General features: G+C 70.0%; 23 protein-coding genes, 4 tRNA genes and 2 pseudogenes. 24 read left to right on the top strand and 5 right to left on the bottom strand.

Translation table 11 applies throughout. The features are described 5' to 3' along the window. A pseudogene (locus tag FKV25_RS06140) lies at positions 1-272 on the bottom strand (CAF17-like 4Fe-4S cluster assembly/insertion protein YgfZ); the annotation flags it as partial. Between the two features lie 137 nt (positions 273-409). Between FKV25_RS06140 and FKV25_RS06145 the strand changes: the two are divergent. From FKV25_RS06145 to FKV25_RS06260, 24 genes and pseudogenes are all read left to right on the top strand, one after another. After that, on the top strand, positions 410-574 hold the full coding sequence (locus tag FKV25_RS06145) for a DUF1674 domain-containing protein (protein WP_141517914.1): 165 nt from the start codon (positions 410-412) through the stop codon (positions 572-574). 84 nt (positions 575-658) lie between these two features. Continuing rightward, complete coding sequence (gene sdhC, locus FKV25_RS06150; protein WP_141517915.1) at positions 659-1,054, top strand: succinate dehydrogenase, cytochrome b556 subunit; 396 nt, start codon at positions 659-661, stop codon at positions 1,052-1,054. Next, a complete protein-coding gene (sdhD, locus tag FKV25_RS06155) occupies positions 1,051-1,440 on the top strand; it encodes a succinate dehydrogenase, hydrophobic membrane anchor protein (protein ID WP_141517916.1) in 390 nt (129 codons plus the stop codon). Before sdhC ends, sdhD begins: the two co-directional genes overlap by 4 nt. Before the next feature lie 7 nt (positions 1,441-1,447). After that, entirely contained in the window at positions 1,448-3,238 is a 1,791-nt protein-coding gene (gene sdhA, locus FKV25_RS06160; protein WP_141517917.1) for a succinate dehydrogenase flavoprotein subunit, read from the top strand. A 117-nt stretch (positions 3,239-3,355) separates the two neighbouring features. Next, positions 3,356-4,141 (top strand): succinate dehydrogenase iron-sulfur subunit, encoded by a 786-nt coding sequence (locus tag FKV25_RS06165; RefSeq protein WP_141517918.1) that lies wholly within the window; start codon positions 3,356-3,358, stop codon positions 4,139-4,141. A 69-nt stretch (positions 4,142-4,210) separates the two neighbouring features. Further along, positions 4,211-4,633, top strand: a complete 423-nt coding sequence (locus FKV25_RS06170) for an MAPEG family protein (RefSeq protein WP_141517919.1) — start codon at positions 4,211-4,213, stop codon at positions 4,631-4,633. A 3-nt stretch (positions 4,634-4,636) separates the two neighbouring features. Continuing rightward, positions 4,637-4,903 (top strand): FAD assembly factor SdhE, encoded by a 267-nt coding sequence (locus tag FKV25_RS06175; RefSeq protein WP_141517920.1) that lies wholly within the window; start codon positions 4,637-4,639, stop codon positions 4,901-4,903. Beyond that, positions 4,854-5,300: a YgfX family protein gene (locus tag FKV25_RS06180; protein WP_141517921.1), complete on the top strand. Its 447-nt coding sequence runs from the start codon at positions 4,854-4,856 to the stop codon at positions 5,298-5,300. The genes FKV25_RS06175 and FKV25_RS06180 overlap by 50 nt, the downstream gene beginning before the upstream one ends. Before the next feature lie 6 nt (positions 5,301-5,306). Further along, positions 5,307-6,554, top strand: coding sequence for a lipoprotein-releasing ABC transporter permease subunit (locus tag FKV25_RS06185; protein ID WP_141517922.1), 1,248 nt, complete (start codon positions 5,307-5,309; stop codon positions 6,552-6,554). Further along, on the top strand, positions 6,547-7,272 hold the full coding sequence (gene lolD, locus FKV25_RS06190; RefSeq protein WP_141517923.1) for a lipoprotein-releasing ABC transporter ATP-binding protein LolD: 726 nt from the start codon (positions 6,547-6,549) through the stop codon (positions 7,270-7,272). The genes FKV25_RS06185 and lolD overlap by 8 nt, the downstream gene beginning before the upstream one ends. Before the next feature lie 2 nt (positions 7,273-7,274). Then, positions 7,275-9,807: pseudogene (locus FKV25_RS06195) on the top strand (DNA internalization-related competence protein ComEC/Rec2); the annotation flags it as partial. Then, positions 9,701-10,363: a MotA/TolQ/ExbB proton channel family protein gene (locus FKV25_RS06200; protein ID WP_141517924.1), complete on the top strand. Its 663-nt coding sequence runs from the start codon at positions 9,701-9,703 to the stop codon at positions 10,361-10,363. The pseudogene FKV25_RS06195 and the gene FKV25_RS06200, both read left to right, overlap by 107 nt. Before the next feature lie 5 nt (positions 10,364-10,368). Then, the gene (locus tag FKV25_RS06205; RefSeq protein ID WP_141517925.1) at positions 10,369-10,815 is read left to right on the top strand and encodes an ExbD/TolR family protein; all 447 of its coding nucleotides are present in this window, start codon (positions 10,369-10,371) and stop codon (positions 10,813-10,815) included. Then, on the top strand, positions 10,812-12,560 hold the full coding sequence (msbA, locus tag FKV25_RS06210) for a lipid A export permease/ATP-binding protein MsbA (protein WP_141517926.1): 1,749 nt from the start codon (positions 10,812-10,814) through the stop codon (positions 12,558-12,560). The genes FKV25_RS06205 and msbA overlap by 4 nt, the downstream gene beginning before the upstream one ends. Further along, positions 12,557-13,600 (top strand): tetraacyldisaccharide 4'-kinase, encoded by a 1,044-nt coding sequence (lpxK, locus tag FKV25_RS06215; protein WP_141517927.1) that lies wholly within the window; start codon positions 12,557-12,559, stop codon positions 13,598-13,600. Before msbA ends, lpxK begins: the two co-directional genes overlap by 4 nt. Further along, positions 13,581-14,360 (top strand): 3-deoxy-manno-octulosonate cytidylyltransferase, encoded by a 780-nt coding sequence (kdsB, locus tag FKV25_RS06220; RefSeq protein ID WP_141517928.1) that lies wholly within the window; start codon positions 13,581-13,583, stop codon positions 14,358-14,360. Before lpxK ends, kdsB begins: the two co-directional genes overlap by 20 nt. A 4-nt stretch (positions 14,361-14,364) precedes the next feature. Beyond that, positions 14,365-14,847 (top strand): low molecular weight protein-tyrosine-phosphatase, encoded by a 483-nt coding sequence (locus FKV25_RS06225; protein WP_141517936.1) that lies wholly within the window; start codon positions 14,365-14,367, stop codon positions 14,845-14,847. Positions 14,848-14,994: 147 nt separating this feature from the next. Next, positions 14,995-16,842, top strand: coding sequence for an excinuclease ABC subunit UvrC (gene uvrC / locus FKV25_RS06230; RefSeq protein WP_141517929.1), 1,848 nt, complete (start codon positions 14,995-14,997; stop codon positions 16,840-16,842). 22 nt (positions 16,843-16,864) lie between these two features. Then, positions 16,865-17,431, top strand: a complete 567-nt coding sequence (pgsA, locus tag FKV25_RS06235; protein WP_141517930.1) for a CDP-diacylglycerol--glycerol-3-phosphate 3-phosphatidyltransferase — start codon at positions 16,865-16,867, stop codon at positions 17,429-17,431. Between the two features lie 49 nt (positions 17,432-17,480). Continuing rightward, a tRNA-Gly gene (locus tag FKV25_RS06240) sits at positions 17,481-17,556 on the top strand. A 123-nt stretch (positions 17,557-17,679) separates the two neighbouring features. Next, positions 17,680-17,753: transfer RNA gene (locus FKV25_RS06245), tRNA-Cys, on the top strand. 98 nt (positions 17,754-17,851) lie between these two features. Beyond that, positions 17,852-17,938: transfer RNA gene (locus tag FKV25_RS06250), tRNA-Leu, on the top strand. Positions 17,939-17,996: 58 nt separating this feature from the next. Beyond that, the gene (locus tag FKV25_RS06255; RefSeq protein ID WP_141517931.1) at positions 17,997-19,223 is read left to right on the top strand and encodes a lytic murein transglycosylase; all 1,227 of its coding nucleotides are present in this window, start codon (positions 17,997-17,999) and stop codon (positions 19,221-19,223) included. Positions 19,224-19,272: 49 nt separating this feature from the next. Continuing rightward, positions 19,273-20,895, top strand: coding sequence for an FMN-binding glutamate synthase family protein (locus tag FKV25_RS06260; RefSeq protein ID WP_141517932.1), 1,623 nt, complete (start codon positions 19,273-19,275; stop codon positions 20,893-20,895). A 15-nt stretch (positions 20,896-20,910) separates the two neighbouring features. Here the strand turns inward: FKV25_RS06260 and arsC are convergent, their stop codons facing one another. The 4 genes from arsC to FKV25_RS16185 all read right to left on the bottom strand — a co-directional run. Beyond that, positions 20,911-21,264 (bottom strand): arsenate reductase (glutaredoxin), encoded by a 354-nt coding sequence (gene arsC / locus FKV25_RS06265; RefSeq protein ID WP_141517933.1) that lies wholly within the window; start codon positions 21,262-21,264, stop codon positions 20,911-20,913. A gap of 72 nt (positions 21,265-21,336) precedes the next feature. After that, positions 21,337-21,411 (bottom strand) — tRNA-Val (locus FKV25_RS06270). Between the two features lie 124 nt (positions 21,412-21,535). Continuing rightward, a complete protein-coding gene (locus tag FKV25_RS06275; RefSeq protein WP_141517934.1) occupies positions 21,536-21,796 on the bottom strand; it encodes an acyl-CoA-binding protein in 261 nt (86 codons plus the stop codon). Positions 21,797-21,889: 93 nt separating this feature from the next. Then, positions 21,890-22,240: hypothetical protein (locus FKV25_RS16185; protein WP_425462609.1), on the bottom strand; the 351-nt coding region annotated here is incomplete at its 5' end.

Here is a 22,240-nt window from a genome sequence, read left to right on the forward strand (position 1 = left end):
AGGCGGGCCGCGTGGGCCCCGCGGGCCGAGGCCGGTGCCTGGAAGCGGCCCGAAACGGACAGGTCGCCCGCCACGTCCAGCATCAGCTTGGAGCGGAAGAGGAAACGCCGCAGGTGTTCGCACAGGTCCGCCGCATCGGCGTCGGGCAGCAGCAGCCAGAGCGTCTGCGCATCGAGGCGCACGAGCGCGAACAGGGCGATGACGCGCCCCTTGGGGGTCAGCCAGCCGTTCCACTGCCATTGGCCGTCCGCGAGCACTCCGACGTCGTTCATGAACTGGGCCTGGGCGAACGCCGTCGCGTCGGGCCCGGCGAGGCGCAGGAGCCGGTGTCCGGGCAAAGCAAGAAGCGGGCCAGAATCGGGTCGTGGGTTGTCAGACATGGGGCCGGGAATTAAGCTTGAAGGCTGTGATGATAGGCGAAACGACCCCCGAACCCCTCCCCGAAGCACCCAAGGCCGCGGCCGAGGTGCCCGAAACAGGGCGCCCGCGGGCGACCGAGATTGGGGGGCGGGAAGGTCTGGAGCCCACGCGCTACGGCGACTGGGAAAAGAACGGTCGTTGCATCGACTTCTGACCCGCCGCCGTACAGTCCTTACATCCGTCCGATGCTCCCTTCCGCCACGCGGCGCCGCCGCCCAGCCGAGATGCCATAACGCTCATGGCGAACCCCCAACGACCCTTGTCCCCCCATCTGCAGGTGTACCGCTGGCAGGTCCAGATGGTCTCGTCCATCCTGCACCGGGCCACCGGCATCATCCTCGCCGTCGGCGCGCTGCTGTTCGCCTGGGCCTTGCTGGCCCTCGCCGCCGGCCCGGCGCAATGGGCCTCGGTGGTCGACTGCGCGACCTCGCCCCTGGGCTTCCTGGTGCTGTTCGGCTGGAGCTGGGCATTCGCCTACCACCTGCTCAACGGCATCCGCCACCTGGTGCAGGACGCCGGCTATGGCTACCGGATCGCCAGCTTCGTCCGCAGCAGTTGGACCAGCGTCTTCGGCAGCCTGGCGCTGACCGCGCTGGTCTGGATCGTGGCCATGACCCTGCGGGGTGCGGCATGAACCGTCCCGACAACCTGCGCAACCCGCTCAAGACCGCCCGCGGCCTGGGTTCGGCGAAGGATGGCACGCACCACTTCATCGTCCAGCGCATCACCGCCGTGGCCCTCGTGCTGCTGGGCCTGTACGTGCTGGGCCTGCTGGTCGGCCTTGCCGGCCAGGGCGATTACGCCGCCGCGCGCGCCGCGGTCGCCAGCCCGTTCAACGCGGTGGTCCTGGTCGCTTTCCTGCTGGCGATGTTCTGGCATGCCCAGCTCGGCCTGCAGGTGGTGATCGAAGACTACGTGCACGGCGGCGTGGCCGTCGTCGCGCAGCTCGCCGTCCGTTTCATCTGCGTTCTCGCGGCCATTGCCAGCGTGCTCGCCGTCATCCGCATCGCGCTGGGATAAATCCGACATGCCTGCCTACAAGATCCACGAACACAGCTTCGACATGGTGGTGGTCGGCGCCGGCGGCGCCGGCCTGCGCGCCACCTTCGGCCTGGCCCAGAAGGGCCTGAAGACCGCCTGCATCACCAAGGTGTTCCCGACCCGCTCGCACACCGTCGCCGCCCAGGGCGGCGTCGCCGCGGCACTGGCGAACATGGGCGAGGATGACTGGCGCTACCACTACTTCGACACCATCAAGGGCTCGGACTGGCTGGGCGACCAGGACGCCATCGAATACATGTGCAAGGAGGCGATCCCGGCGATCGTCGAGCTGGAGCACTACGGCGTGCCGTTCTCGCGCACCGATGACGGCCGCATCTACCAGCGTCCGTTCGGCGGCATGACGACCCGGTACGGCGAGGGCCCGCCGGCGCAGCGCACCTGCGCCGCGGCCGACCGCACCGGCCACGCCATCCTGCACACCCTGTACCAGCAGTCGCTGGCGCACGACGCGCAGTTCTTCATCGAGTACTTCGCGCTGGACCTGATCATGGACGCCGACGGCAGCTCTCGTGGCGTGCTCGCGCTCGACCTGTCCACCGGCGAGCTGCACCTGTTCAAGGCCCAGGGCACGGTGCTGGCGACCGGCGGCTACGGTCGCGCCTACTTCTCCGCGACCTCGGCCCACACCTGCACCGGCGATGGCGGCGGCATGGTGCTGCGCGCCGGCCTGTCGCTGCAGGACATGGAGTTCGTGCAGTTCCACCCGACCGGCATCTACGGCGCGGGCTGCCTGATCACCGAGGGCGTCCGCGGCGAGGGCGGCATCCTGCGCAACAGCAACGGCGAGCGCTTCATGGAGCGCTACGCGCCGAGCGTCAAGGACCTGGCGCCGCGCGACATGGTCAGCCGCTCGATGACGATCGAGATCCGCGAGGGCCGCGGCGTCGGCGAGCACAAGGACCATATCCTGCTCGACCTCACCCACCTGGGGCCCGAGGTCATCCACGAGAAGCTGCCGGGCATCGCCGAATCCGCGCGCATCTTCGCCGGCGTCGACGTCGAGAAGGAGCCGATCCCGGTCATCCCGACGGTCCACTACAACATGGGCGGCATCCCGACCAACTACCACGGCGAAGTCGTGCAGTTGAAGAACGGCAACCCGGACGAGGTCGTGCCGGGCCTGTATGCGATCGGCGAGGCTGCCTGCGTCTCGGTCCACGGTGCCAACCGCCTGGGCTCGAACTCGCTGCTCGACCTGGTGGTCTTCGGTCGCGCGGTCGCCAATCGCGCCGCCGAGACGGTCAAGGCCGACGGCGCGCAGGCGCGCCTGGCCGGCGATGCCTGCGACGAGGCGATCGCCCGCCTGGACAAGCTGCGCAACGCGAACGGCGACACGCCCACCGCGGTCATCCGCGACAAGATGCAGCGCACCATGCAGGCCGACGCCGCGGTGTTCCGCACCGGCGAGACCCTGGCCGAGGGCGTGCGCAAGATCCGCGACATCCACGCCTCGTTCGCCGACGTCAAGGTCAGCGACCGCTCGCTGGTCTGGAACTCCGACCTGGTCGAGACCTACGAGCTGTCGAACCTGCTGGGGCAGGCGCTGGCGACCATCGTGTCGGCCGAGAACCGCACCGAGTCGCGCGGCGCCCATGCCCGCGAGGACTTCCCCGAGCGCGACGATGTCCAGTGGCAGAAGCACACCCTGTGCTCGGTCGCCGAGGATGGCACCACCCACATCGACTACCGTCCCGTGCACATGTACACGCTGACGGACGACGTGGAAGTGGTGCCGCCGAAGAAGCGCGTCTACTGATGAAGCCGCGATTGGTGATTGGTGGGTCGTGATTCGTTGCCTGGAATCCGGGTCCCGCGAGCACGCCGCCTTTCATCCCAATCACTGATCACGAATCACGAATAACGGATTTGCCCCATGGCTGAATTCACACTTCCCAAGAACTCGCAGATCCAGAAGGGCCGGCATTTCGCGGCAGCGTCGGGCGCGGGCAATGTCCGCACGTTCAAGGTCTACCGCTGGAACCCCGACGACGGGATGAACCCGCGCGTGGACACGTACGACGTGGACCTGTCGAGCTGCGGCCCGATGGTCCTGGACGCGCTGATCAAGATCAAGAACGAGATCGATCCGACGCTGACCTTCCGCCGCTCGTGCCGCGAAGGCATCTGCGGCTCGTGCGCGATGAACATCGACGGCACCAACACGCTGGCCTGCACCAAGGCCATCAGCGACTGCGACAAGGCCGAGGTGCCGATCTACCCGCTGCCGCACATGGAAGTCGTCAAGGACCTGGTCCCGGACCTCACCCACTTCTACGCACAGTACGCGTCCATCAAGCCCTGGATCCGGACGCAGAGCCCGGCGCCGTCCGATCGCGAGCGCCTGCAGTCGCCGCAGGACCGCAAGAAGCTCGATGGCCTCTACGAGTGCATCCTCTGCGCCTGCTGCTCGACCAGCTGCCCGAGCTACTGGTGGAACGGCGACCGCTACCTGGGGCCCGCGATCCTGCTGCAGGCCTACCGCTGGATCGTCGATTCCCGCGACGAGGACACCGGCGCGCGCCTGGACGACCTCGAGGATCCGTTCAAGCTGTATCGCTGCCACACGATCATGAACTGCGCGCGTACCTGCCCCAAGGGGCTGAACCCGGCGCAGGCGATCGGCGAGATCAAGAAGCTGATGCTGGCCCGCCGCGTCTGACCGGCGTGGCATTGACGGGCGGGGGCGGGCGCAATCGGTCCCGGACCGCCCGCTGAGAGGGGAACGGGGATGGACGAGCGTTCGATCTGGTTGCCCGCGCTGGCGATGGCGGGACTCACCTTCCTGGTCTGGTGGCGCATGTTCTTCATGCGCGTCGGCCAGATGAAGCGCGAGCGGATCCACCCGCAGAAGGTCGCGACGTCGTCACAGGCGCAATCACTGCTGACCGACAGCCGCGCGGCCGACAACTTCCGCAACCTGTTCGAGCTGCCGGTGCTGTTCTACCTGGCCCTGGTGGTGGCCGACCGCGTCGGGATGGTCGACGGCGTGGTGCTGGGACTGGCATGGGTGTTCGTCGCCCTGCGTGTCGCGCACAGCGCGATCCAGGTGAGCTACAACAAGGTCATGCACCGCTTCGCGGCCTATGTCGCCGGCGGCGCCGCGCTCTGGATGCTGTGGGCCTATCTGGCCCTCGGCCTGCTGCGGGGCTGAAGCATGGCCGTGACTGGCGACGCGTCCGAAGAGGCCGAGCTGCGGCGCCTGCGCTGGCGCTGCCGGCGGGGCATGCGCGAACTCGATCGCCTGTTCGAGCGTTACCTGGACACGCAATGGCGGAAAAGTCCTACTGCCGAACGCGCGGTTTTCCTGCGCCTGCTGGAAACCGAGGACGATAAGCTCTGGCACTGGTTCATGGGCCACGAGACTGCTCCCGATGCCTCGCTCCAGGCGCTTGTCGAACGGATTCGCACCCTGCCGCCTTGAATGGCGGCCCTCGGGATGGCTATGCGGCGCCCTGCTGGCGGCGACGGGCCTGTCGGCCCTGTCGTGCCTGCGCTCGGGCCTGCCGCCGCGCATGGCCTGGCCCATCGCCGTCGCCGCCCTGGCGTACGGGCTGCACCAGGCGCATCGCGAGTGGCGGCGACCGCCGCTGGACATCGTCCTGGCCGAGGGGGGCGTGCGCGTCGACGGGGTGCCCGTCGACGCCTTCCAGGTCGCCTGGCGCGGACCGCTGGTCGCCGCCGCCTGGCGCGGGGAGGGTGGACGTGCCCGCCGCCTGGCCTGGCTGCCGGACACCTTGCCGGCCGCGGACCGACGTGAACTCCGGCTGGCACTGATCCGCATCGCCCCTGCCCGGAATCCAAGATCGGTGGCACCATAAGCCGCTATGTTCAAACCCATCCCCGTGGCCATTGGCCTGCGCTACCTTCGCGCGAAACGCCGGAACGGCTTCATCTCGTTCATCTCCTTCGCATCCCTCGCCGGCATCGCACTGGGCGTGATGACGCTGATCACCGCATTGGCGGTCATGAGTGGCTTCCAGCGCGAGATCCGCGACCGCATGTTGCAGATGGTCGCCCACGCCACCGTCAGCGCCTACGGCGAACCCCTCGAGGACTGGCCGCGCGCGGTCGACAAGGCGCTCGCCGACCCCCGGGTGGCCGGGGCCGCGCCCTACGTGGAAAAGGAGGCGCTGGTCTCCGGCACCCGCAACCAGCCGGCGATGATCCGCGGCATCGTCCCGGAGCGCGAGGCGACCACCTCGGTGCTCGCCGAGAAGATGGTCATGGGCCAGCTGGATTCGCTCGCGCCGGGCAAGTTCAACATTGTCCTGGGCAAGGAACTCGCGCTGTGGCTGGGCGTGGGCGTCGGCGACAGCGTCATCGTGACCACCTCGAATTTCCGCAGCACGCCGATGGGTGCCGTGGCCCAGCAGAAGCGCTTCACCGTCAGCGGCCTGTTCGAGGCCGGCTACCAGGAATTCGACAAGGGCCTGGCGGTCGCGAACATGTCCGACCTGCAGCGGGTGCTGCGGATGGGGGACGGCGTCACCGGCGTGCGCCTGCGCCTGCACGACATGGACCAGTCCTGGGACGTCGCCCGCGACCTCGCGCTCGGCCTCGGCGGACCCTACCGGGTCAGCGACTGGGCCAGCGAGAACGCCAACATGTTCCATGCCCTGAAGATGGAGAAGACGCTGATCGGCATCCTGTTGTCGCTGATCATCGCGATGGGTGCCTTCAACCTGGTGTCCTCGCAGGTCATGCTGGTGACCGACAAGCAGGCCGACATCGCGATCCTGCGCACCCTGGGCCTGTCGCCCGGGGGCGTGATGCGGGTCTTCATGGTCCAGGGTTCGGTGATCGGCGTGGTGGGCACGGTGATCGGCGTCGTCGGCGGCATCGCCCTGACGCTGAGCCTGGAGCACATCCTGCGCTTCATCGAGGAGGTCTTCGGCGTCAGCCTGCTGCCGTCCGCCGACGTGTACTACATCACCGGCCTGCCCACGGACCTGCAGGTGCACGACATCGTGATGATCGCCTGCACCGCGCTGGCGATGGCCTTCATCGCCACCCTGTACCCGGCCTGGCGCGCGTCGCGCACGGCGCCCGCGGAGGCCCTGCGTTATGAATGACATCCGGCCCACGAAAGGCGAGGGCGCGACCCCGGTCATCGAGTGCCAGGCCCTGGGCAAGACCTATGCCGAGGGCGGCCTCCACACCCCGGTGTTCGACGGCCTCGACCTGACCGTGCGACAGCGCGAGACGGTGGCGATCCTGGGGGCCTCCGGCGCGGGCAAGAGCACCCTGCTGCACCTGCTGGGGGGACTGGACGTGCCTACGGCGGGCGAGGTGCTGGTGGCGGGCCATCGCATGAATGGCCTGTCCGACGCCGAGCGCGGCCGCCTGCGGAACCGGGCGCTGGGCTTCGTCTACCAGTTCCACCACCTGCTGCCGGAATTCACCGCGCGCGAGAACGTGATGATGCCCGTCCTGCTGGGCGGCGCGGAAGTCGCCGAGGCCGACCGGCGCGCGACCGCGTTGCTCGAGGCGGTGGGCCTGGGCCACCGCCTGGGCCACAAGCCCGGTGAGCTGTCGGGCGGCGAACGCCAGCGCGCCGCGGTGGCGCGGGCGCTGGTCAACAACCCGGGCTGCGTCCTGGGCGACGAACCGACCGGCAACCTCGACGAAAAGACGGCCTCCAACGTCTTCGAGCTGATGCTGTCGCTCAATCGCGAGCAGGGCACGAGCCTGGTGATGGTGACCCACGACCGCCGCCTCGCCCGGCGCCTGGACCGCGTGCTGGAACTGCACGAAGGCAAGCTCAGGGAGCTTTCACCCGACGAGGTCTGAGGATGATCCCAGCGGCACGGACGCCGCCTGATGCGCCCACCCCCTCACCTGCGGTGCCGACCCTGGTCGGTCCGGCGGTCGCCGCCTGCCTGCTTGCTGGCTGCATGGCCGCGCTATGGCTTCCCCGCTTTCCGCCCGTCTGGGCGGGGTGGGCAGCGGTACTTGCCGGTGCCGGCCTGCTGCTGGTGGTACCACGCCTGCGGTTGCCCGCGAGCGTTCTGCTGGGCCTGGGCCTGGCCGGGCTGCACGCCCAGCACGCCTTGTCCCTGCAGTTGCCACCCACGCTCGAGAGAACGACGGCGAGCGTCACCGGACGCATCGCCGGCCTGCCCATCCACGAGGCCGGGCGGACCCGGTTCGAGTTTCGCGTCGACGATGCGCCGGCGACGCCACCGGCCCTGCGCGGACGCCTCCTGCGCGTCAGCCTTCGCGATGCCGCGCTCGATGCGCGGACGGGCTACCGCGCCGGGCAGCGTTGGCAGCTGGACCTGCGCCTGCGGGCCCCCCGCGGCCTGCGCAATCCCGGTGGCTTCGACGGCGAGCGCTCGGCACTGGCCCGGCGCCTGGCCGCCAATGGCCATGTCGTGGCACCGGAACGCGCGCTCATGCTGTCGCCGGCCACCGGCATCGATGCCTGGCGCGAGACCGTCTCGGCGCGGATCGGTGAGGGTGTGGAGGCGCCGTCCTCGCGGTTCGTGCGTGCCCTTGCCCTGGGCGATACGCGGGGGCTCGACGATGAGGACTGGGCCTTGCTGCGCGCGGTCGGCCTGACCCACCTGGTCGCCATTTCCGGTTTCCATGTCGGCCTCGTGGCCGGCTTCGCCGCCCTGCTCGCGCAGGGCCTGTGGTGGTGCGTCCCGGTGCTGGGCCGGCGCCTGCCCCGGCCCGTGGCCGCGGCCCTGGCGGGCATGGTCGGGGCCTGCCTCTACGCCGCCGTCGCCGGCTTCGCCTTGCCGACGGTGCGGACCGTGCTGATGATCGCGGCGGTCGCCGCGATGCGCGTGGGGCGCCGGCGCGTCGACATGCCCGGCGCGCTGGCCGTGGCCGCGCTGGTGATGTTGCTGGTCGATCCGCTTTCGGTCCTGTCGGCCGGCTTCTGGCTCAGTTTCATGGGCGTGGCCTGGCTGCTGTGGTGCCTGCCCGATCCCGAGCGACGTCCGCTGCGCGCCTTCCTGTCCGCGCAGGCGGTCGCCACCCTGGGCCTGCTGCCGCTCAGCGTGGCCCTGTTCGGCCAGGCCTCGCTGGCCGGACCGGTGGCCAACCTGGTGGCGGTGCCCTGGTGGAGCCTGGTCGTGGTTCCGCTGGCGTTGGCGGGCACCGCGCTCGACAGCCTGGTCGCGGGCGCCGGCACCTGGCTGTGGCGGCTGTCGGCCTTCTGCTTCGACCTCGCCTGGCCCCTGTTCGAACGCCTGGGAGGCAGTCCGCTGGCGGTCCGCTGGATCCCCGAATCCGACCTTCCTGCGCTCCTGCTGGCCCTGCTGGGGGCGTTCTGGTTGCTGTTGCCGCGCGCCGTGCCGGGCCGGGCGCTCGCGCTGCTGTTGTGGTTGCCGCTGTTATGGCCGTCGCGGCAGCTCCCCGGCTACGGCGAGGCGGAGCTGCAGGTGCTCGACGTCGGCCAGGGCATGGCGGTCCTGGTGCGGACCGCAAGCCACCAGATGCTCTACGACGCCGGACCTGCGAGCCGTGACGGCGAGTACGACGGCGGCGCGCGCGTCGTGGTTCCGGCACTCAGGGCATTAGGGGTGCGGCGGCTGGACCGGATCATGCTCAGCCACGCCGACCGCGACCACGCCGGCGGCCTGCAGGCCGTCGTCGAGGCCTTCCCCGGCGCCAGGCTCGTCGCCCCGGAGGGCGCGGGGGTCGGCGCGCAGCAGTCCTGCATCGCGGGCGACCGCTGGCAGTGGGACGGCGTGCGCTTCGAGGTCCTGCATCCGACGCCGTATTTTCCCTACCTGCGCAACGAGTCCAGTTGCGTGTTGCGCATCGAAGCCACCGGCGCCACGGCGCTGTTCACCGGCGATATCAGCGAGGTGGTCGAGATGCGCCTGCTGAACCGGCGGCGCGCGGACCTGCGCGCGGACGTGGTGCTGGTGCCGCACCATGGCAGCGGCTCGTCCTCGAGCGCCGCTTTCGTTGCCGCCGCGGGCGCCCGCCACGCCCTGGTGTCCAGCGGCCACGGCAACCGCTTCGGCCATCCCCGGCCCGCGGTGGTGTCGCGCTGGCGCGAGGCGGGCGCCGAGGTCCACGACACGGCCCGGGCCGGCAGCCTCGCCGTGCGCCTGGGGCGGGGCGGCGCCCGGGTGGAATCGAGACGCCTGACACAGCCGCGGGGCTGGGACGCGGAGTCCCGTGGTCGTGCGGCTTCGAAGGCGCGGTGACTGGGCTATCCTATCGGCCGGATGTTCACGGCCCAGGCCGGAGGTTTCGCGTGCTCGAATTGGTCAAGGCCGGCGGTTGGCCGATGATCCCGCTGTTGTTGCTGTCGCTGGTGGCCCTGGCGATCATCGTCGAACGTGCCTGGACGCTGCGCCGCGCCGCGGTGCTCCCGCCCGGCCTGGGCAAGGAAGTGCGTGCCTGGGCCGGACGCGGCAAGCTCGACCCGGCCCATATCGAGTCCCTGCGCCGCACCTCCCCGCTGGGAGAGCTGCTGGCCGCCGCGCTGGACGTCCGCAACCGACCGCGCGACCAGGTCCGCGAACGCATCGAGGACGTGGGCCGCCACCTGGTGCACCGCATGGAGCGCTTCCTGAACACGCTGGGCACGATCGCCGCGGCCGGCCCCCTGCTGGGCCTGTTCGGCACGGTCGTGGGCATGATCCAGATGTTCCTGGTGATCGGCGACCAGGGCATCGGCGACGTCAACCAGCTCGCTGGTGGCATCGGCAAGGCCCTGGTCTGCACGGCCGCCGGCATGATCGTGGCGATCCCGGCCCTGATGATGCATCGCTGGTTCCGCGGGCGGATCGGTGAGTACATCGTGACCATGGAACACGAGGCGATCCAGTTGCTCGACACCCTGGAGCCGGCCGGGCGCCCGACCACGAACCCGCCGCCGGCCGCGCGCAAGGTGCCGGCCCGGGCAGGGGCCTGACGCGCATGCGCATCCAGGACCATCGCGCCTTCGACGAGCCCGAGATCAACCTCGTGCCGTTGATCGACGTGATCCTCGTGCTGATCATCTTCTTCGTGGTCACCACCACCTTCGACGCGCGCTCGGTGCTGAAGCTGCAGTTGCCGCAGGCCACCGGCGAGGCCAACGACGCCAGCCAGTCGCTGAGCGTGCTGGTCAACGCCGACGGCCGTTACTTCGTCGACGACCGCGAAGTGCTGCGCGACGACCTCGAATCGCTGAAATCCACGCTGGCCGAGGTCGCCGGCGACGATCGCGATCGCCCGGTGCTGCTGCGCGCGGACGCACGCACGCCGCACCAGGCCGTCGTGACCGCCTATGACGCGCTCGGCCAGCTCGGTTTCAAGCGGGTCATGATCGCCACCGCGCCGCAGGCCGCGACGCCGCCCAGCGCCCCCGGGACGCCCCCATGACGAAGCCCGACAGGGCCTGGGACATCTACCGGCGGCTGCTCGCCTTCGCGAAGCCCTACCGGCCGCTGCTGCTGGTCGCGCTGGCCGGCATGGTGGTGGAAGCCGCCGCGGGCGGCGCCTTCACCAAGCTGATGGAGCCGGTGGTCAACGAGACCTTCATCCGCCAGGAGTCGGGCCTGCGCAGCTGGCTGCCGTTGATCATCGTCGGCCTGTTCGTGCTGCGCGGGATCGCCGGCTATGTCAGCGACATGGGCATGGCCCATGCCGGCCGCGGGATTTCCCGCGACCTGCGGGTGAAGGTGCTCGACAAATACCTGCGCCTGCCGGGCGCCCGTTTCGACAGCGAGCCGGTCCCCTCGATGCTCGTGCGCCTGGGCTCGGACAGCGACCAGGTCGCGCAGGCGGCGGTCGATGCGATGAAGGTCATGCTCCAGCAGTCCTTCCAGGTCATCGCGAGCCTGATCGTCATGCTGTGGACCAGTTGGCAGGTGACCATCGCGATCCTGATCATGGCGCCGCCACTGGCCTGGGTGATGGACCGGGTCGGCAAGCGCTACCGCAAGATCAGCCACCGCATCCAGGAGAGCGGCAGCCAGCTGATGCAGTCGGCCGACCAGGCCCTCTCCAACCAGCAGGAAGTGAAGGTGTACGGCGCGCAGGAGGTCGAGATGCACCGCTATGCGGCACAGGCCGACCACCATCGCCGCCTCAGCGTCAAGGTCGAATCCACGCGCAGCCTGTCCTCGGCGATGGTGCAGTTGATGGGCTCGGTCGGGCTGGCCCTGCTGCTCTTCTTCGCCGGCCGCGAGGCCGCGGCCGGCCGCCTGAGCGCCGGCGGATTCGTGGCCCTGATGATCGCGATGATGGCGATCATCCCGGCGTTGCGCCAACTCACCAACGTGCAGAACATGCTGCAGCGCGGCGTCGCCTCGGCCGAGCGCCTGTTCGACGTGCTCGATGCCGACGACGAACCCGACGGCGGCACGCGGCCGCTGGATCGCGCCACCGGCGTGGTCGAGTTCGATGGCGTGACGGCCCGCTATCCCGGGCAGGAAACCCCGGCGCTCGCCGATGTCAGCTTCACTGCGCGACCCGGCACCGTCACCGCGATCGTCGGCCGATCCGGCAGCGGCAAGACCAGCCTGATCAAGCTCATCCCGCGCTTCTACGAGCCCGAGGCCGGCCAGATCCGCCTCGACGGTCACCCCCTCGACGAGTACCGGCTGAGCGACCTGCGCCGCAACATCGCACTGGTCGGGCAGCAGGTGATGCTGTTCGACGGCAGCGTCGCCGCCAACATCGCCTACGGCGAGCTGCGCGAGCGCACGCCCGAGGCCCTGGCGGCCGCGATCCGTGGCGCGAACGCGATGGAGTTCGTGGAGAAGCTGCCCGAGGGCGCGCAGACCGGCATCGGCAGCAAGGGCGGCAAGCTCTCCGGCGGCCAGCGGCAGCGCCTGGCGATCGCCCGGGCGATGCTCAAGGACGCGCCGATCCTGATCCTCGACGAGGCCACGGCGGCACTGGACGCGGAATCCGAGCGCCTGGTCCAGGATGCGCTCGAGCACCTGATGCCCAACCGCACGACCCTGGTGATCGCGCATCGCCTCGCGACCATCGAGCATGCCGACCAGGTGCTGGTGATGGACGAGGGCCGCATCGTCGAGCGCGGCACTCACGCCGAGTTGATCGCCGCCGACGGATTGTATGCGCACCTCCACCGAATGCAGTTCCGCGAGGCGACATGACCGGACGCACGCAGCGGGCGCAGGGGCAGGCGCCACGCTACTGGTACGACGGCGCGCCCGCGCCGCTGTTCGCAAAGCTCCTCTCCGGCCTCTATGCGGGTGTCACCGCCACGCGACGCTGGCTGTATCGCAAGGGCTGGCTGCAGTCGCGCCACCCCGGCGTGCCGGTGGTGGTGGTCGGCAACATCACCGCGGGCGGATCGGGCAAGACGCCGCTGACGATCGCCATAGTCGAACGGCTGCGCCAGCAGGGGTACAAGCCCGGCGTCGCCAGCCGCGGCCACGGCCGCGAGGACGAGGCCGCGCCGCTATGGGTCGATGCAAGGACCGATCCGGCGCGCGCCGGCGACGAGCCGGTGCTGATCGCCGCCCACACCGGCGTGCGCCTGCGCGTCGACCGCGACCGCCACGCCGCCGCGCGTGCGCTGGTCGAAGCGGGCTGCGACGTGGTCGTCTGCGACGACGGATTGCAGCATTACGGCCTGGCCCGCGATATCGAGATCGAGGTCATCGACGGCCAGCGCCGATACGGCAACGGCCGTCTGCTGCCCGCCGGTCCCCTGCGCGAGCCGGTCGAACGCGGTCGCCGTTGCGATTTCCGCGTCGCCAACGTGCCGGAGGGCAACGGCGAGGGCGCGCGCGCCGGCTTCGGCGAGTGGCCAATGCGGCTGCTGGCCAACAAGGCGCTGCCCCTGGTCGGCGGCCGGCCCTGCGGGCTGGAGGCGTTCGCTGGCCACCGGGTCCACGCCGTCGCCGGCATCGGCAACCCCGAGCGCTTCTTCGCGATGCTGCGCCAGCGCGACATCGCCGTGGTCCCGCATGCCTTTCCCGACCACCATGACTACAGCGAGGCCGACCTGGAATTCGGCAGTCCGCTGCCGGTGCTGATGACCGAGAAGGACGCGGTGAAATGCCGCGACTTCCTTGCGCCCAGCCATTTCAGCGTACCGGTGCGCGCGGAACTTCCGGAGGCCTTCTGGGTCGCCTTCATCGCGCGCCTGCAGGCGCTGGGGAGCCCTGATGAGTCGAACCGATCCTGATTTCGTCGTTGCCATTCCCGCCCGCCACGATGCCTCCCGGCTGCCGGGCAAGCCGCTGCGCCTGTTGGGCGGTGAACCCCTCGTGGTGCACGTCGCGCGCCGCGCGCTCGCCGCGGGCGCGCGCGAGGTGTGGGTCGCCGCCGACGACGAACGCGTCGCCCGGGCCCTCGAGGGCGCCGGCGTACGCGTGGCGATGACCTCGCGCGACCATGCATCCGGTACCGACCGTTTGGCCGAATGCGCGGCCATCGCCGGCTGGGACGAGGCGACGGTGGTGGTCAACCTGCAGGGCGACGAGCCCTTTGCCCCGGCCAGCGGCATCCGCACCGTGGCCGCGCTGGTGGGCGAGAGCGGGGCGGACATGGCAACCCTGGCCACGGCGATCGAAGACGTCGATACGTTGTTCGACCCCAACGCGGTGAAGGTCGTGCGCGCGGCCAACGGCGATGCGCTCTATTTCAGCCGGGCGCCGATGCCCTGGCCCCGCGACGCGTTCCAGCGCGATCGCACGCGCTTGCCCGGGGGCGGGCACTGGCTCCGGCACATCGGGATCTACGGGTATCGCGTCGGTTTCCTGAAGCGGTTCGCGGCCATGCCGCCCGGCCACCTGGAGGGTATCGAGGCGCTGGAGCAGCTGCGCGTCCTGGAGGCGGGTTGCCGGATCGCCGTCGCGCTTGCGCCGGAGGACTTCCCGCCGGGCGTCGACACGCCCGGGGACCTGGCGCGCGCGGAGGCCCGGCTGGCCGCGTCGCATGGCTGAGCCGATCCGCCTGCTCGTGGTCTGCCTGGGCAACATATGCCGCTCGCCGATGGCAGAGGGCGTGCTGCGCGCGCGCATCGAAGCGTCCCTGCTGGCGGGCCAGGTCGAGGTCGACTCAGCGGGCACCGGTGACTGGCACGTCGGCCAGCCGCCGGATCGCCGCGCGATCGCGAAGGCCCGCGAGCACGGCGTCGACATCGGCACGCTGCGGGCGCGCCAGTTCGATCCAGGCGACTACCACGACTTCGACTGGCTGCTGTGCGCCGACCGCGCCAACCTGCGCGACGTGCGCCGGCTCGCGCCCCCGGGTGGTGCGCGTGCCGGCAGCGGCCTGCTGCTGGAGTGGGCGGGCCTGGCGGGCGATGCCGACATCCCCGACCCCTACACCGGGGGCGAGGCGCAGTTCGAGCATGTGTACCGCCTGCTTGATGCCGCGGCCACGGGCATCGTCGCGCGACTGCAGCGCGACTACCGCCACCAAGGGTGACGCGGTGCCTGCGTTGCGGCCCGGGGGCTTGCCCTCGACCCTCGCGGACCCAATCCTTGGGCGGATGCCCGTGGTGAATCGCCCGTTTCGACACCCATCCATGCCTGCGCCGGGCGCCGTTGCCACGCGCGGGCGGGGGCACGTCCGATGAACGCCTCGCCGCCCTTCGATGGCAAGGCGTTCGTCAGTGGCCTGAGCACGGCGCCCGGTGTCTACCGGATGATCGCCGCCGACGACAGCGTGCTCTACGTGGGCAAGGCGGGCGCCCTGCGCAAGCGGGTCGCCAGCTATTTCAACGCCTCGCCAAAGTCGGCCCGGATCATGTCCATGCTGTCGCAGGTCGCGCGCATGGAGGTCACGGTCACGCGCACCGAGGCCGAGGCGCTTATCCTGGAGAACCAGCTGATCAAGTCGCTCAAGCCGCGCTACAACGTGCTGCTTCGCGACGACAAGAGCTACCCCTATGTACTGATGACCCAGGAGGCCTGGCCGCGGATCGCGATGCACCGGGGGCCGCGCACGCAGCCCGGCCGCTACTTCGGCCCGTACCCCAGCGTCGGCGCCGTGCGCGAGACGCTCAACCTGATGCACAAGCTGTTCCGCCTGCGCAGTTGCGAGGACAGCGTGTTCCGCAATCGTTCCCGACCCTGCCTGCAGTACCAGATCGGCCGCTGCAGCGCCCCTTGCGTGGCGCTGGTGTCCGCCAGCGAGTACCGGGAGAGCCTGCGCCGCGCGACGATGCTGCTGGAAGGACGCAGCGACGAGCTCACCGGCGAGCTCGGGACGGCCATGGAGGCGGCCAGCGAGCGCCTCGATTTCGAGGAAGCCGCGCGCCTGCGGGATCTCATCGCGTCGATCCGCACCCTGCAGGCGCGCCAGTACGTCGACGGGCGCGCCGCCGACCTCGACGTGCTTGCCGTGGCGATGCAGGGGGCAGCGGCCTGCGTGCTGCTGCTCGCCTTCCGCGACGGCCGCAACCTCGGCACGCGCGCGTTCTTCCCCCGTACCAACGGCAGCGAGAGCCCGGAAGAGGTGCTGGCCGCGTTCGTGTCGCAGTACTACGGCGAGCAGCGGCCGCCCGCGGAGATCGTGCTTGATCGCGACATCCCCGATCGCGAGCTGATCGAACAGGCACTCTCGGCGGTGGATGCGCGGCGGGTGCAGATCCGCAGCCGCGTGCGCGGCGAACGCGCCGGCTACCTCGACCTGGCCCGCCGCAACGCCACCCTGGCGCTGGCCACCGAGCGCACCAGCCATGCCGCGCAGAAAGCGCGCGCCGAGGCCCTGCAGGCCCTGCTGGGGCTGGAGGAGCCGGCCTCGCGCATCGAGTGCTTCGACATCAGCCACACCATGGGCGAGGCCACCGTGGCCTCGTGCGTGGTCTTCGATGCGGAAGGCCCGGTGCGCGCCCAGTACCGGCGCTACAACATCGCCGGGATCGAGCCCGGCGACGATTACGCGGCCATGCACCAGGCCATCGAACGGCGCTTCCGGCGTGCCATGGACGAAGCAGGCGTGCTGCCCGAGGTACTGCTGATCGACGGCGGCGCGGGGCAGGTGGCACAGGCGCGCGACGCCCTGGCCGAACTGGGCGTCCAGGGCGTGCTCCTGGTCGGCGTGGCCAAGGGCCCGGCGCGCCGCCCCGGCGACGAGGAACTGCTCCTGCCCGACGGTCGCAGCGTGCGCCCGGGCGCGGAATCCCCGGCACTTCAGCTGGTCCAGCAGGTGCGCGACGAAGCCCACCGCTTCGCGATCACCGGGCACCGCGGCAAGCGCCAGAAGGTGCGCAACACCAGCCGGCTGGAGGACATCCCCGGCATCGGTCCGCGGCGGCGCGCGAGCCTGCTCAGGCACTTCGGTGGCCTGGGCGGCCTGAAGGCGGCGGGCGTGGAGGAAATCGCGCGCGTCGAGGGCATCAATGTTTCACTCGCCGAGCGTATCTATGCCACCCTGCACGGGTTGGATGCCCCCGGCGCCCAGAACACCCCCACATGACGCGGCCCACGCGGAGTAATCGATGAAGTTGACGGTGCCCACCATGCTCACCTTGCTGCGGATCCTGTTGATCCCGGTGCTCGTGCTGGTGTTCTACCTGCCGTTCAAGTGGACCAACTTCGCCGCCGCGTTCATCTTCGCCCTGGCCTCGATCACCGACTGGCTGGACGGGTGGATCGCGCGCGCCTACAACCAGCATTCAGCTTTCGGCGCCTTCCTGGACCCGGTGGCCGACAAGCTCATGGTGGCCATCGCGCTGATGTTGACCGTGCAGGCGCACCCGACGATCTGGATGACCCTGTGGGCAGCGGTGATCATCGGCCGCGAGATCGCGGTGTCCGCGCTGCGCGAGTGGATGGCCGAGGTCGGCGAGCGTTCCAAGGTCAAGGTCGCCACGGTCGGCAAGATCAAGACCATCGTGCAGATGGTCGCGCTGGTCTGCCTGCTGTACCAGGAGCCTTTCGCCGGGCTGCCGATATTCGTGATCGGCGAGTGGCTGTTGGCCGCGGCGGCCCTGCTGACGCTGTGGTCGGGCCTGGCGTACCTGCGTGCGGCGTGGCCGACCCTGAGCGCGGATACGAAAATCTGAAAAAAGCAGTTGACACTTTCGTGGCGATGCCTAAAATGGCGGCTCCTCAGCGGGAATAGCTCAGTTGGTAGAGCACGACCTTGCCAAGGTCGGGGTCGCGAGTTCGAGTCTCGTTTCCCGCTCCAGTTTCAGGAAGGGGCAACCCTTTTGACAAAGCCCCCTTTGTGGGGTTTTGTTTTTTCCGGAGAACGAACGCGCAATGCACCGCGCAAACGCCCGCAAAGGCGTTAAGCTTCCGGACAGTCACCGGCCGGGTGGCAGAGTGGTTATGCAGCGGATTGCAAATCCGTGTACGCCGGTTCGATTCCGACCTCGGCCTCCAGACAGACGGGACGCTCCCATGGGCGTCCCGTTTTGTTTTCCGGGCCCTGCGCATCGCCCCGCGCATGTGGCGTAAGCTACGCGCCGACCCGTCGTGCCGCCCGGATGGCGAAACAGGTAGACGCAGCGGACTTAAAATCCGCCGGGGGCAACCCCTTGCCGGTTCGAACCCGGCTCCGGGCACCAGGCCGAACCGGCGTTTCCGGGCTGGCCCCGCGCGCGGCTCGCGCGGTAGGCTGGTGGCATGCGCACTCCATCACGAAATATTGCTGCAACTGCTCTTGCCGCCGCGCTCTCGTTCGGCGCGCCAGCCGCCGCCGCCGACTTCGACCGCTGCGTCGACGGCCTGCGCGGCAAGGCCTTGTCGGCGGGCATAGACGCGGGCGTGTTCGACGCCAACGTGCCCACGGTCACGCCCGATCCCAGCCTGCTCGAACTGCTCAACCGGCAGCCGGAATTCAGCACGCCGATCTGGGACTACATGGCGGGCCTGGTGGACGAGGAGCGGGTGGAGGAGGGCAAGGCCATGCTCGCCACCCACGCCGCCACCCTGGCGCGCGTCGAGGACGCCTACGGCGTCGATCCGGCGACCGTGGTGGCGGTCTGGGGCGTGGAGAGCAATTACGGGCAGGTGTTCGGCAAACGCCCGCTGTTGACATCGTTGACCACGCTGTCGTGCATGGGGCGTCGACAGGCGTTCTTCCGTGGCGAACTCATCGAAACGCTGCGCATCATCCAGTCCGGCGACGTCGCGCCCGACAAGCTGGTCGGTTCCTGGGCCGGTGCGTTCGGCCACACCCAGTTCATGCCCTCGACCTACCGGCGCATCGCGGTGGACTTCGATGGCGACGGGCGGCGCGACCTGGTCGACAGCGTGCCCGATGCATTGGCATCCACGGCGAACTACCTCAAGCGCTCGGGCTGGCGCAGCGGCCAGCCCTGGGGCTTCGAGGTGCGCCTGCCGGAGGGTTTCGACGCGTCGGTGGCCGGGCGCAAGAACCGGCATCCGCTCTCCTACTGGCAGGGTCGCGGCGTAGGCCGGATCGACGGCGTGGAAATCGCGTTGCCGGCGCAGACGCCGACCGCGCTGCTGCTCCCTGCGGGTGCGTCGGGACCGGCGTTCCTGGTGTTCAAGAACTTCGATGCGATCTATTCCTACAACGCGGCCGAGAGCTATGCGCTGGCGATCGCGCACCTCTCCGACCGCCTGCGTGGCCGGGGCGCGTTCGTGGCGCCCTGGCCGACACCCGACCCGGGACTGTCCCGCCGCGAGCGTCGCGAGCTGCAGGAGCTGCTGCTCGCGCGCGGGCACGACATCGGCGAGGTGGACGGGATGATCGGATCGGCCACGCGGGCGGCGATCAAGCTTGAACAGGCGCGCCTGGGGATGCCCGTCGATGGGCGTGGAGGCCGCCGCGTCCTCGAGGCCCTGCGCGCCGACACCACGCCCACGCCGCCGCCGGCACAGTAGCCGCGCCCGCGCCCGCGACCCGATCCGCAGCCCCCGCCCCGGAGCCCGCATGTCCCGTTATTCCGCCTATGCGCTCAGCGTGCTGTTGACCGTCGTCTCGATCGGCCTGCTCGCCGTCGACCCGAAGTGGGCCTGGGGCGTGGCCCTCTTCGGCCTGGTCGCGGGCCTGGGCACCTGGGACCTGCTGCAGAAGACCAGCACGTTGCGCCGCAACTACCCGGTCCTGGCGCACTTCCGCTACGGGTTGGAATCGATCGGGCCGGAAATGCGGCAGTACTTCATCGAGGCCGACACCGCCGAGGTGCCGTTCTCGCGCCAGCAGCGCGCGCTCGTCTACCAGCGCGCCAAGTCCGTCAGCGACGTGCGCCCGTTCGGCAGCCTGCAGGACATCTACGCACTCGACTACGAATGGATCAACCATTCGATGAACCCGGTCGAGCACGGTTCACACGATTTCCGCGTGATGGTGGGCGAGGGCACCGCGCATCCGTACTCGGCGAGCGTGTTCAACATCTCGGCGATGAGCTTTGGTTCGCTGTCGGCCAACGCCATCCGCGCCCTCAACGAAGGTGCGCGCCTGGGCGGCTTCTACCACGACACCGGCGAGGGCTCGATCTCGCGCTACCACCGCGAACCGGGCGGCGACCTGGTGTGGGAGATCGGCTCGGGCTACTTCGGCTGCCGCAACCCCGACGGCAGCTTCAGCGAGTCGCGGTTCGTGGAGAATGCGCGCCACGACCAGGTCAAGATGATCGAGGTCAAGCTGTCGCAGGGCGCCAAGCCCGGCCACGGCGGCATGCTCCCGGGCGCCAAGGTGACCGCCGAGATCGCCGAGGCGCGGGGCGTGCAGGTGGGCGAGGACTGTATTTCGCCGGCGCGCCACAGTGCTTTCTCGACGCCCCGGGAGTTGCTGGCCTTCGTCGCGCGCCTGCGCGAGCTCTCGGGGGGCAAGCCGACCGGGTTCAAGCTCGCGGTGGGCCATCCCTGGGAGTGGTTCGGCATCGCCAAGGCCATGCGCGAGACCGGGATCCTGCCGGACTTCATCGTCGTCGACGGCGCCGAGGGCGGCACCGGCGCGGCGCCGGCGGAATTCATCGACCACGTCGGGCTGCCGATGCACGAAGCCCTGATGCTGGTCCACAACACCCTGGTGGGCCTGGAGCTGCGCGACAAGATCCGCGTCGCCGCCGCCGGGCGCATCACCAGTGCCTTCGACCTGGCCAGGACCCTGGCGATGGGGGCGGACTGGTGCAATGCCGGTCGCGGTTTCATGTTCGCCCTGGGCTGCATCCAGGCGCAGAGCTGCCACAACGATCGTTGTCCCACCGGCGTCGCCACGCAGGACCCGTCGCGATGGCGACACCTGGACGTCGCCGACAAGGCCGTGCGCGTGGCGGGGTTCCAGCAGAACACGCTCAAGGCGCTGCGCGACCTGTTGTGCGCGGCGGGCCTTTCAGAGCCGGGGCAGGTCGGGCCCGAACACATCCTGCGACGCGTGTCGCCGACCGAAGTGCGCTCGCTCGCCGCGCTGCATCGCTTCCTGCTGCCCGGCGAACTGCTGCACGGCGTGCCCGACCACGCCGTGTTCCAGGACTTCTGGGCCGATGCCAGCAGCGAGGCGTTCACCGCGCCCGCCAAGGTCGAGGCGATGCGGCGCAGCAAGTCGCACTGAGGCCGGCGCGGCCCCTCAGTCCAGCAGTTCGAGCACCCGCTCGGGTGGGCGACCCACCACGGCCCGGCCGTCGCGAACGAAGATGGGGCGCTCGATCAGCTTCGGATGCGCGTGCATCGCCGCGAGCAGGCTGGCGTCGTCGAGCGTCGGGTCGTCCAGCCCCAGGCCCTTGTATGCCTCTTCTCCGGTGCGGAGCAGCTCACGCGGCGTCATGCCGAGCGCCTGCAGGAGGGACTGGAGCTCGTCGATGGCGGGCGGTGCGTCGAGGTAGGCGACCAGCTCCGGCTCGATGCCGCGTGCGTGCAGCAGGGCGAGCGCCGCCCGCGACTTGGAGCAGCGCGGATTGTGGAAGTAGCGGCAGTCGGTCATGCGGGCTCCTGGTCGGTGTCGAGCGGTGCCAGGCAAAAGAAAAGGCCGGCGCTGGGCCGGCCTTTCGGGTGTTGGTGGGCGGTGCAGGGATCGAACCTGCGACCCTTGCCGTGTGAAGGCAATGCTCTACCGCTGAGCTAACCGCCCGTGCCTGGCGCCGTGGAAGCGGCTGGCGTGGGCCGCGCAGTTTACTGGTCGGGCAAGCGACAGGCAAGGGGTCTCGTGCGACATGTTCACGATCGCCAGCGGGCGATGCGCGGTCACGCACGGCTCAGCCGTGTTGCAGGCGCGCGACGAGGTCCACGTAGCGCTGGCGGGCTTCATCGCGGGGCGTGCCGGCCAGTTCGGACCAGGCCTTGTACTTGGCGGTGCCGACGAAGTCGAAGAAGCCCGGTTCCGGCCCGCTGACGTCGCCTTCGCTGCCCTGCTTGTACAGGGCGTAGAGCTGCAGCAGGGTGGAATTGTCGGGGCGAACCGGCAGCGCGTGGACGTCACGTGCCGCCTGCGCGAAAGCGCTTTCCAGATCCGTCATCGGGCAGGTGCCGCGGTTGGGTTCGGCCGAATCACACCACGCGGCAGGCAGGGGGTCAACACGCGCGTGGCGTGCTCGACCGTTCCGCCTGGCTCAGTACGGGTGGCACTGCATGAACCGGACCGACTGCGTGCCGCCATCGAGCGGCTGCAACTGCACGCGAGACGCCCGCAGGTCGGGGTATTCCCCGAGGATGTCGCAGATCGGGGCCACGAACTCCGGGCCGTCCACCACGCCGTCGGCCATCCCGACGAGCAGGGTGGAGCGGGTGCTCCAGGCGGCCCGCTCGACGTCGGGCAGGGCATTGATGCGCGAGACGATCCGTTCGCGCTGGGTGGCCTCGTCGAGCGGTGCCTGGGTCGACGGCGACGGCGTGGTCGGCGGTGCGCTTCCCGTTTCGTCCGGCGCCCGTTCGGGCGTGGGGGCCGGCGTCGCCGGGATGGG

Origin of the sequence: Marilutibacter aestuarii (assembly GCF_006546775.1) — a bacterium.
In the GTDB taxonomy this organism is placed as follows: Bacteria; Pseudomonadota; Gammaproteobacteria; order Xanthomonadales; family Xanthomonadaceae; genus Marilutibacter; species Marilutibacter aestuarii.

What these genes read in the sequence shown, in the direction of transcription:
- FKV25_RS06145 (WP_141517914.1), top strand. Translation starts at nt 410, where the DNA reads ATGATAGGCGAAACGACCCCCGAACCCCTCCCCGAAGCACCCAAGGCC.
- sdhC (WP_141517915.1), top strand. Translation starts at nt 659, where the DNA reads ATGGCGAACCCCCAACGACCCTTGTCCCCCCATCTGCAGGTGTACCGC.
- sdhD (WP_141517916.1), top strand. Translation starts at nt 1,051, where the DNA reads ATGAACCGTCCCGACAACCTGCGCAACCCGCTCAAGACCGCCCGCGGC.
- sdhA (WP_141517917.1), top strand. Translation starts at nt 1,448, where the DNA reads ATGCCTGCCTACAAGATCCACGAACACAGCTTCGACATGGTGGTGGTC.
- FKV25_RS06165 (WP_141517918.1), top strand. Translation starts at nt 3,356, where the DNA reads ATGGCTGAATTCACACTTCCCAAGAACTCGCAGATCCAGAAGGGCCGG.
- FKV25_RS06170 (WP_141517919.1), top strand. Translation starts at nt 4,211, where the DNA reads ATGGACGAGCGTTCGATCTGGTTGCCCGCGCTGGCGATGGCGGGACTC.
- FKV25_RS06175 (WP_141517920.1), top strand. Translation starts at nt 4,637, where the DNA reads ATGGCCGTGACTGGCGACGCGTCCGAAGAGGCCGAGCTGCGGCGCCTG.
- FKV25_RS06180 (WP_141517921.1), top strand. Translation starts at nt 4,854, where the DNA reads ATGCCTCGCTCCAGGCGCTTGTCGAACGGATTCGCACCCTGCCGCCTT.
- FKV25_RS06185 (WP_141517922.1), top strand. Translation starts at nt 5,307, where the DNA reads ATGTTCAAACCCATCCCCGTGGCCATTGGCCTGCGCTACCTTCGCGCG.
- lolD (WP_141517923.1), top strand. Translation starts at nt 6,547, where the DNA reads ATGAATGACATCCGGCCCACGAAAGGCGAGGGCGCGACCCCGGTCATC.
- FKV25_RS06205 (WP_141517925.1), top strand. Translation starts at nt 10,369, where the DNA reads ATGCGCATCCAGGACCATCGCGCCTTCGACGAGCCCGAGATCAACCTC.
- msbA (WP_141517926.1), top strand. Translation starts at nt 10,812, where the DNA reads ATGACGAAGCCCGACAGGGCCTGGGACATCTACCGGCGGCTGCTCGCC.
- lpxK (WP_141517927.1), top strand. Translation starts at nt 12,557, where the DNA reads ATGACCGGACGCACGCAGCGGGCGCAGGGGCAGGCGCCACGCTACTGG.
- kdsB (WP_141517928.1), top strand. Translation starts at nt 13,581, where the DNA reads ATGAGTCGAACCGATCCTGATTTCGTCGTTGCCATTCCCGCCCGCCAC.
- uvrC (WP_141517929.1), top strand. Translation starts at nt 14,995, where the DNA reads ATGAACGCCTCGCCGCCCTTCGATGGCAAGGCGTTCGTCAGTGGCCTG.
- pgsA (WP_141517930.1), top strand. Translation starts at nt 16,865, where the DNA reads ATGAAGTTGACGGTGCCCACCATGCTCACCTTGCTGCGGATCCTGTTG.
- FKV25_RS06255 (WP_141517931.1), top strand. Translation starts at nt 17,997, where the DNA reads ATGCGCACTCCATCACGAAATATTGCTGCAACTGCTCTTGCCGCCGCG.
- FKV25_RS06260 (WP_141517932.1), top strand. Translation starts at nt 19,273, where the DNA reads ATGTCCCGTTATTCCGCCTATGCGCTCAGCGTGCTGTTGACCGTCGTC.
- arsC (WP_141517933.1), bottom strand. Translation starts at nt 21,264, where the DNA reads ATGACCGACTGCCGCTACTTCCACAATCCGCGCTGCTCCAAGTCGCGG.
- FKV25_RS06275 (WP_141517934.1), bottom strand. Translation starts at nt 21,796, where the DNA reads ATGACGGATCTGGAAAGCGCTTTCGCGCAGGCGGCACGTGACGTCCAC.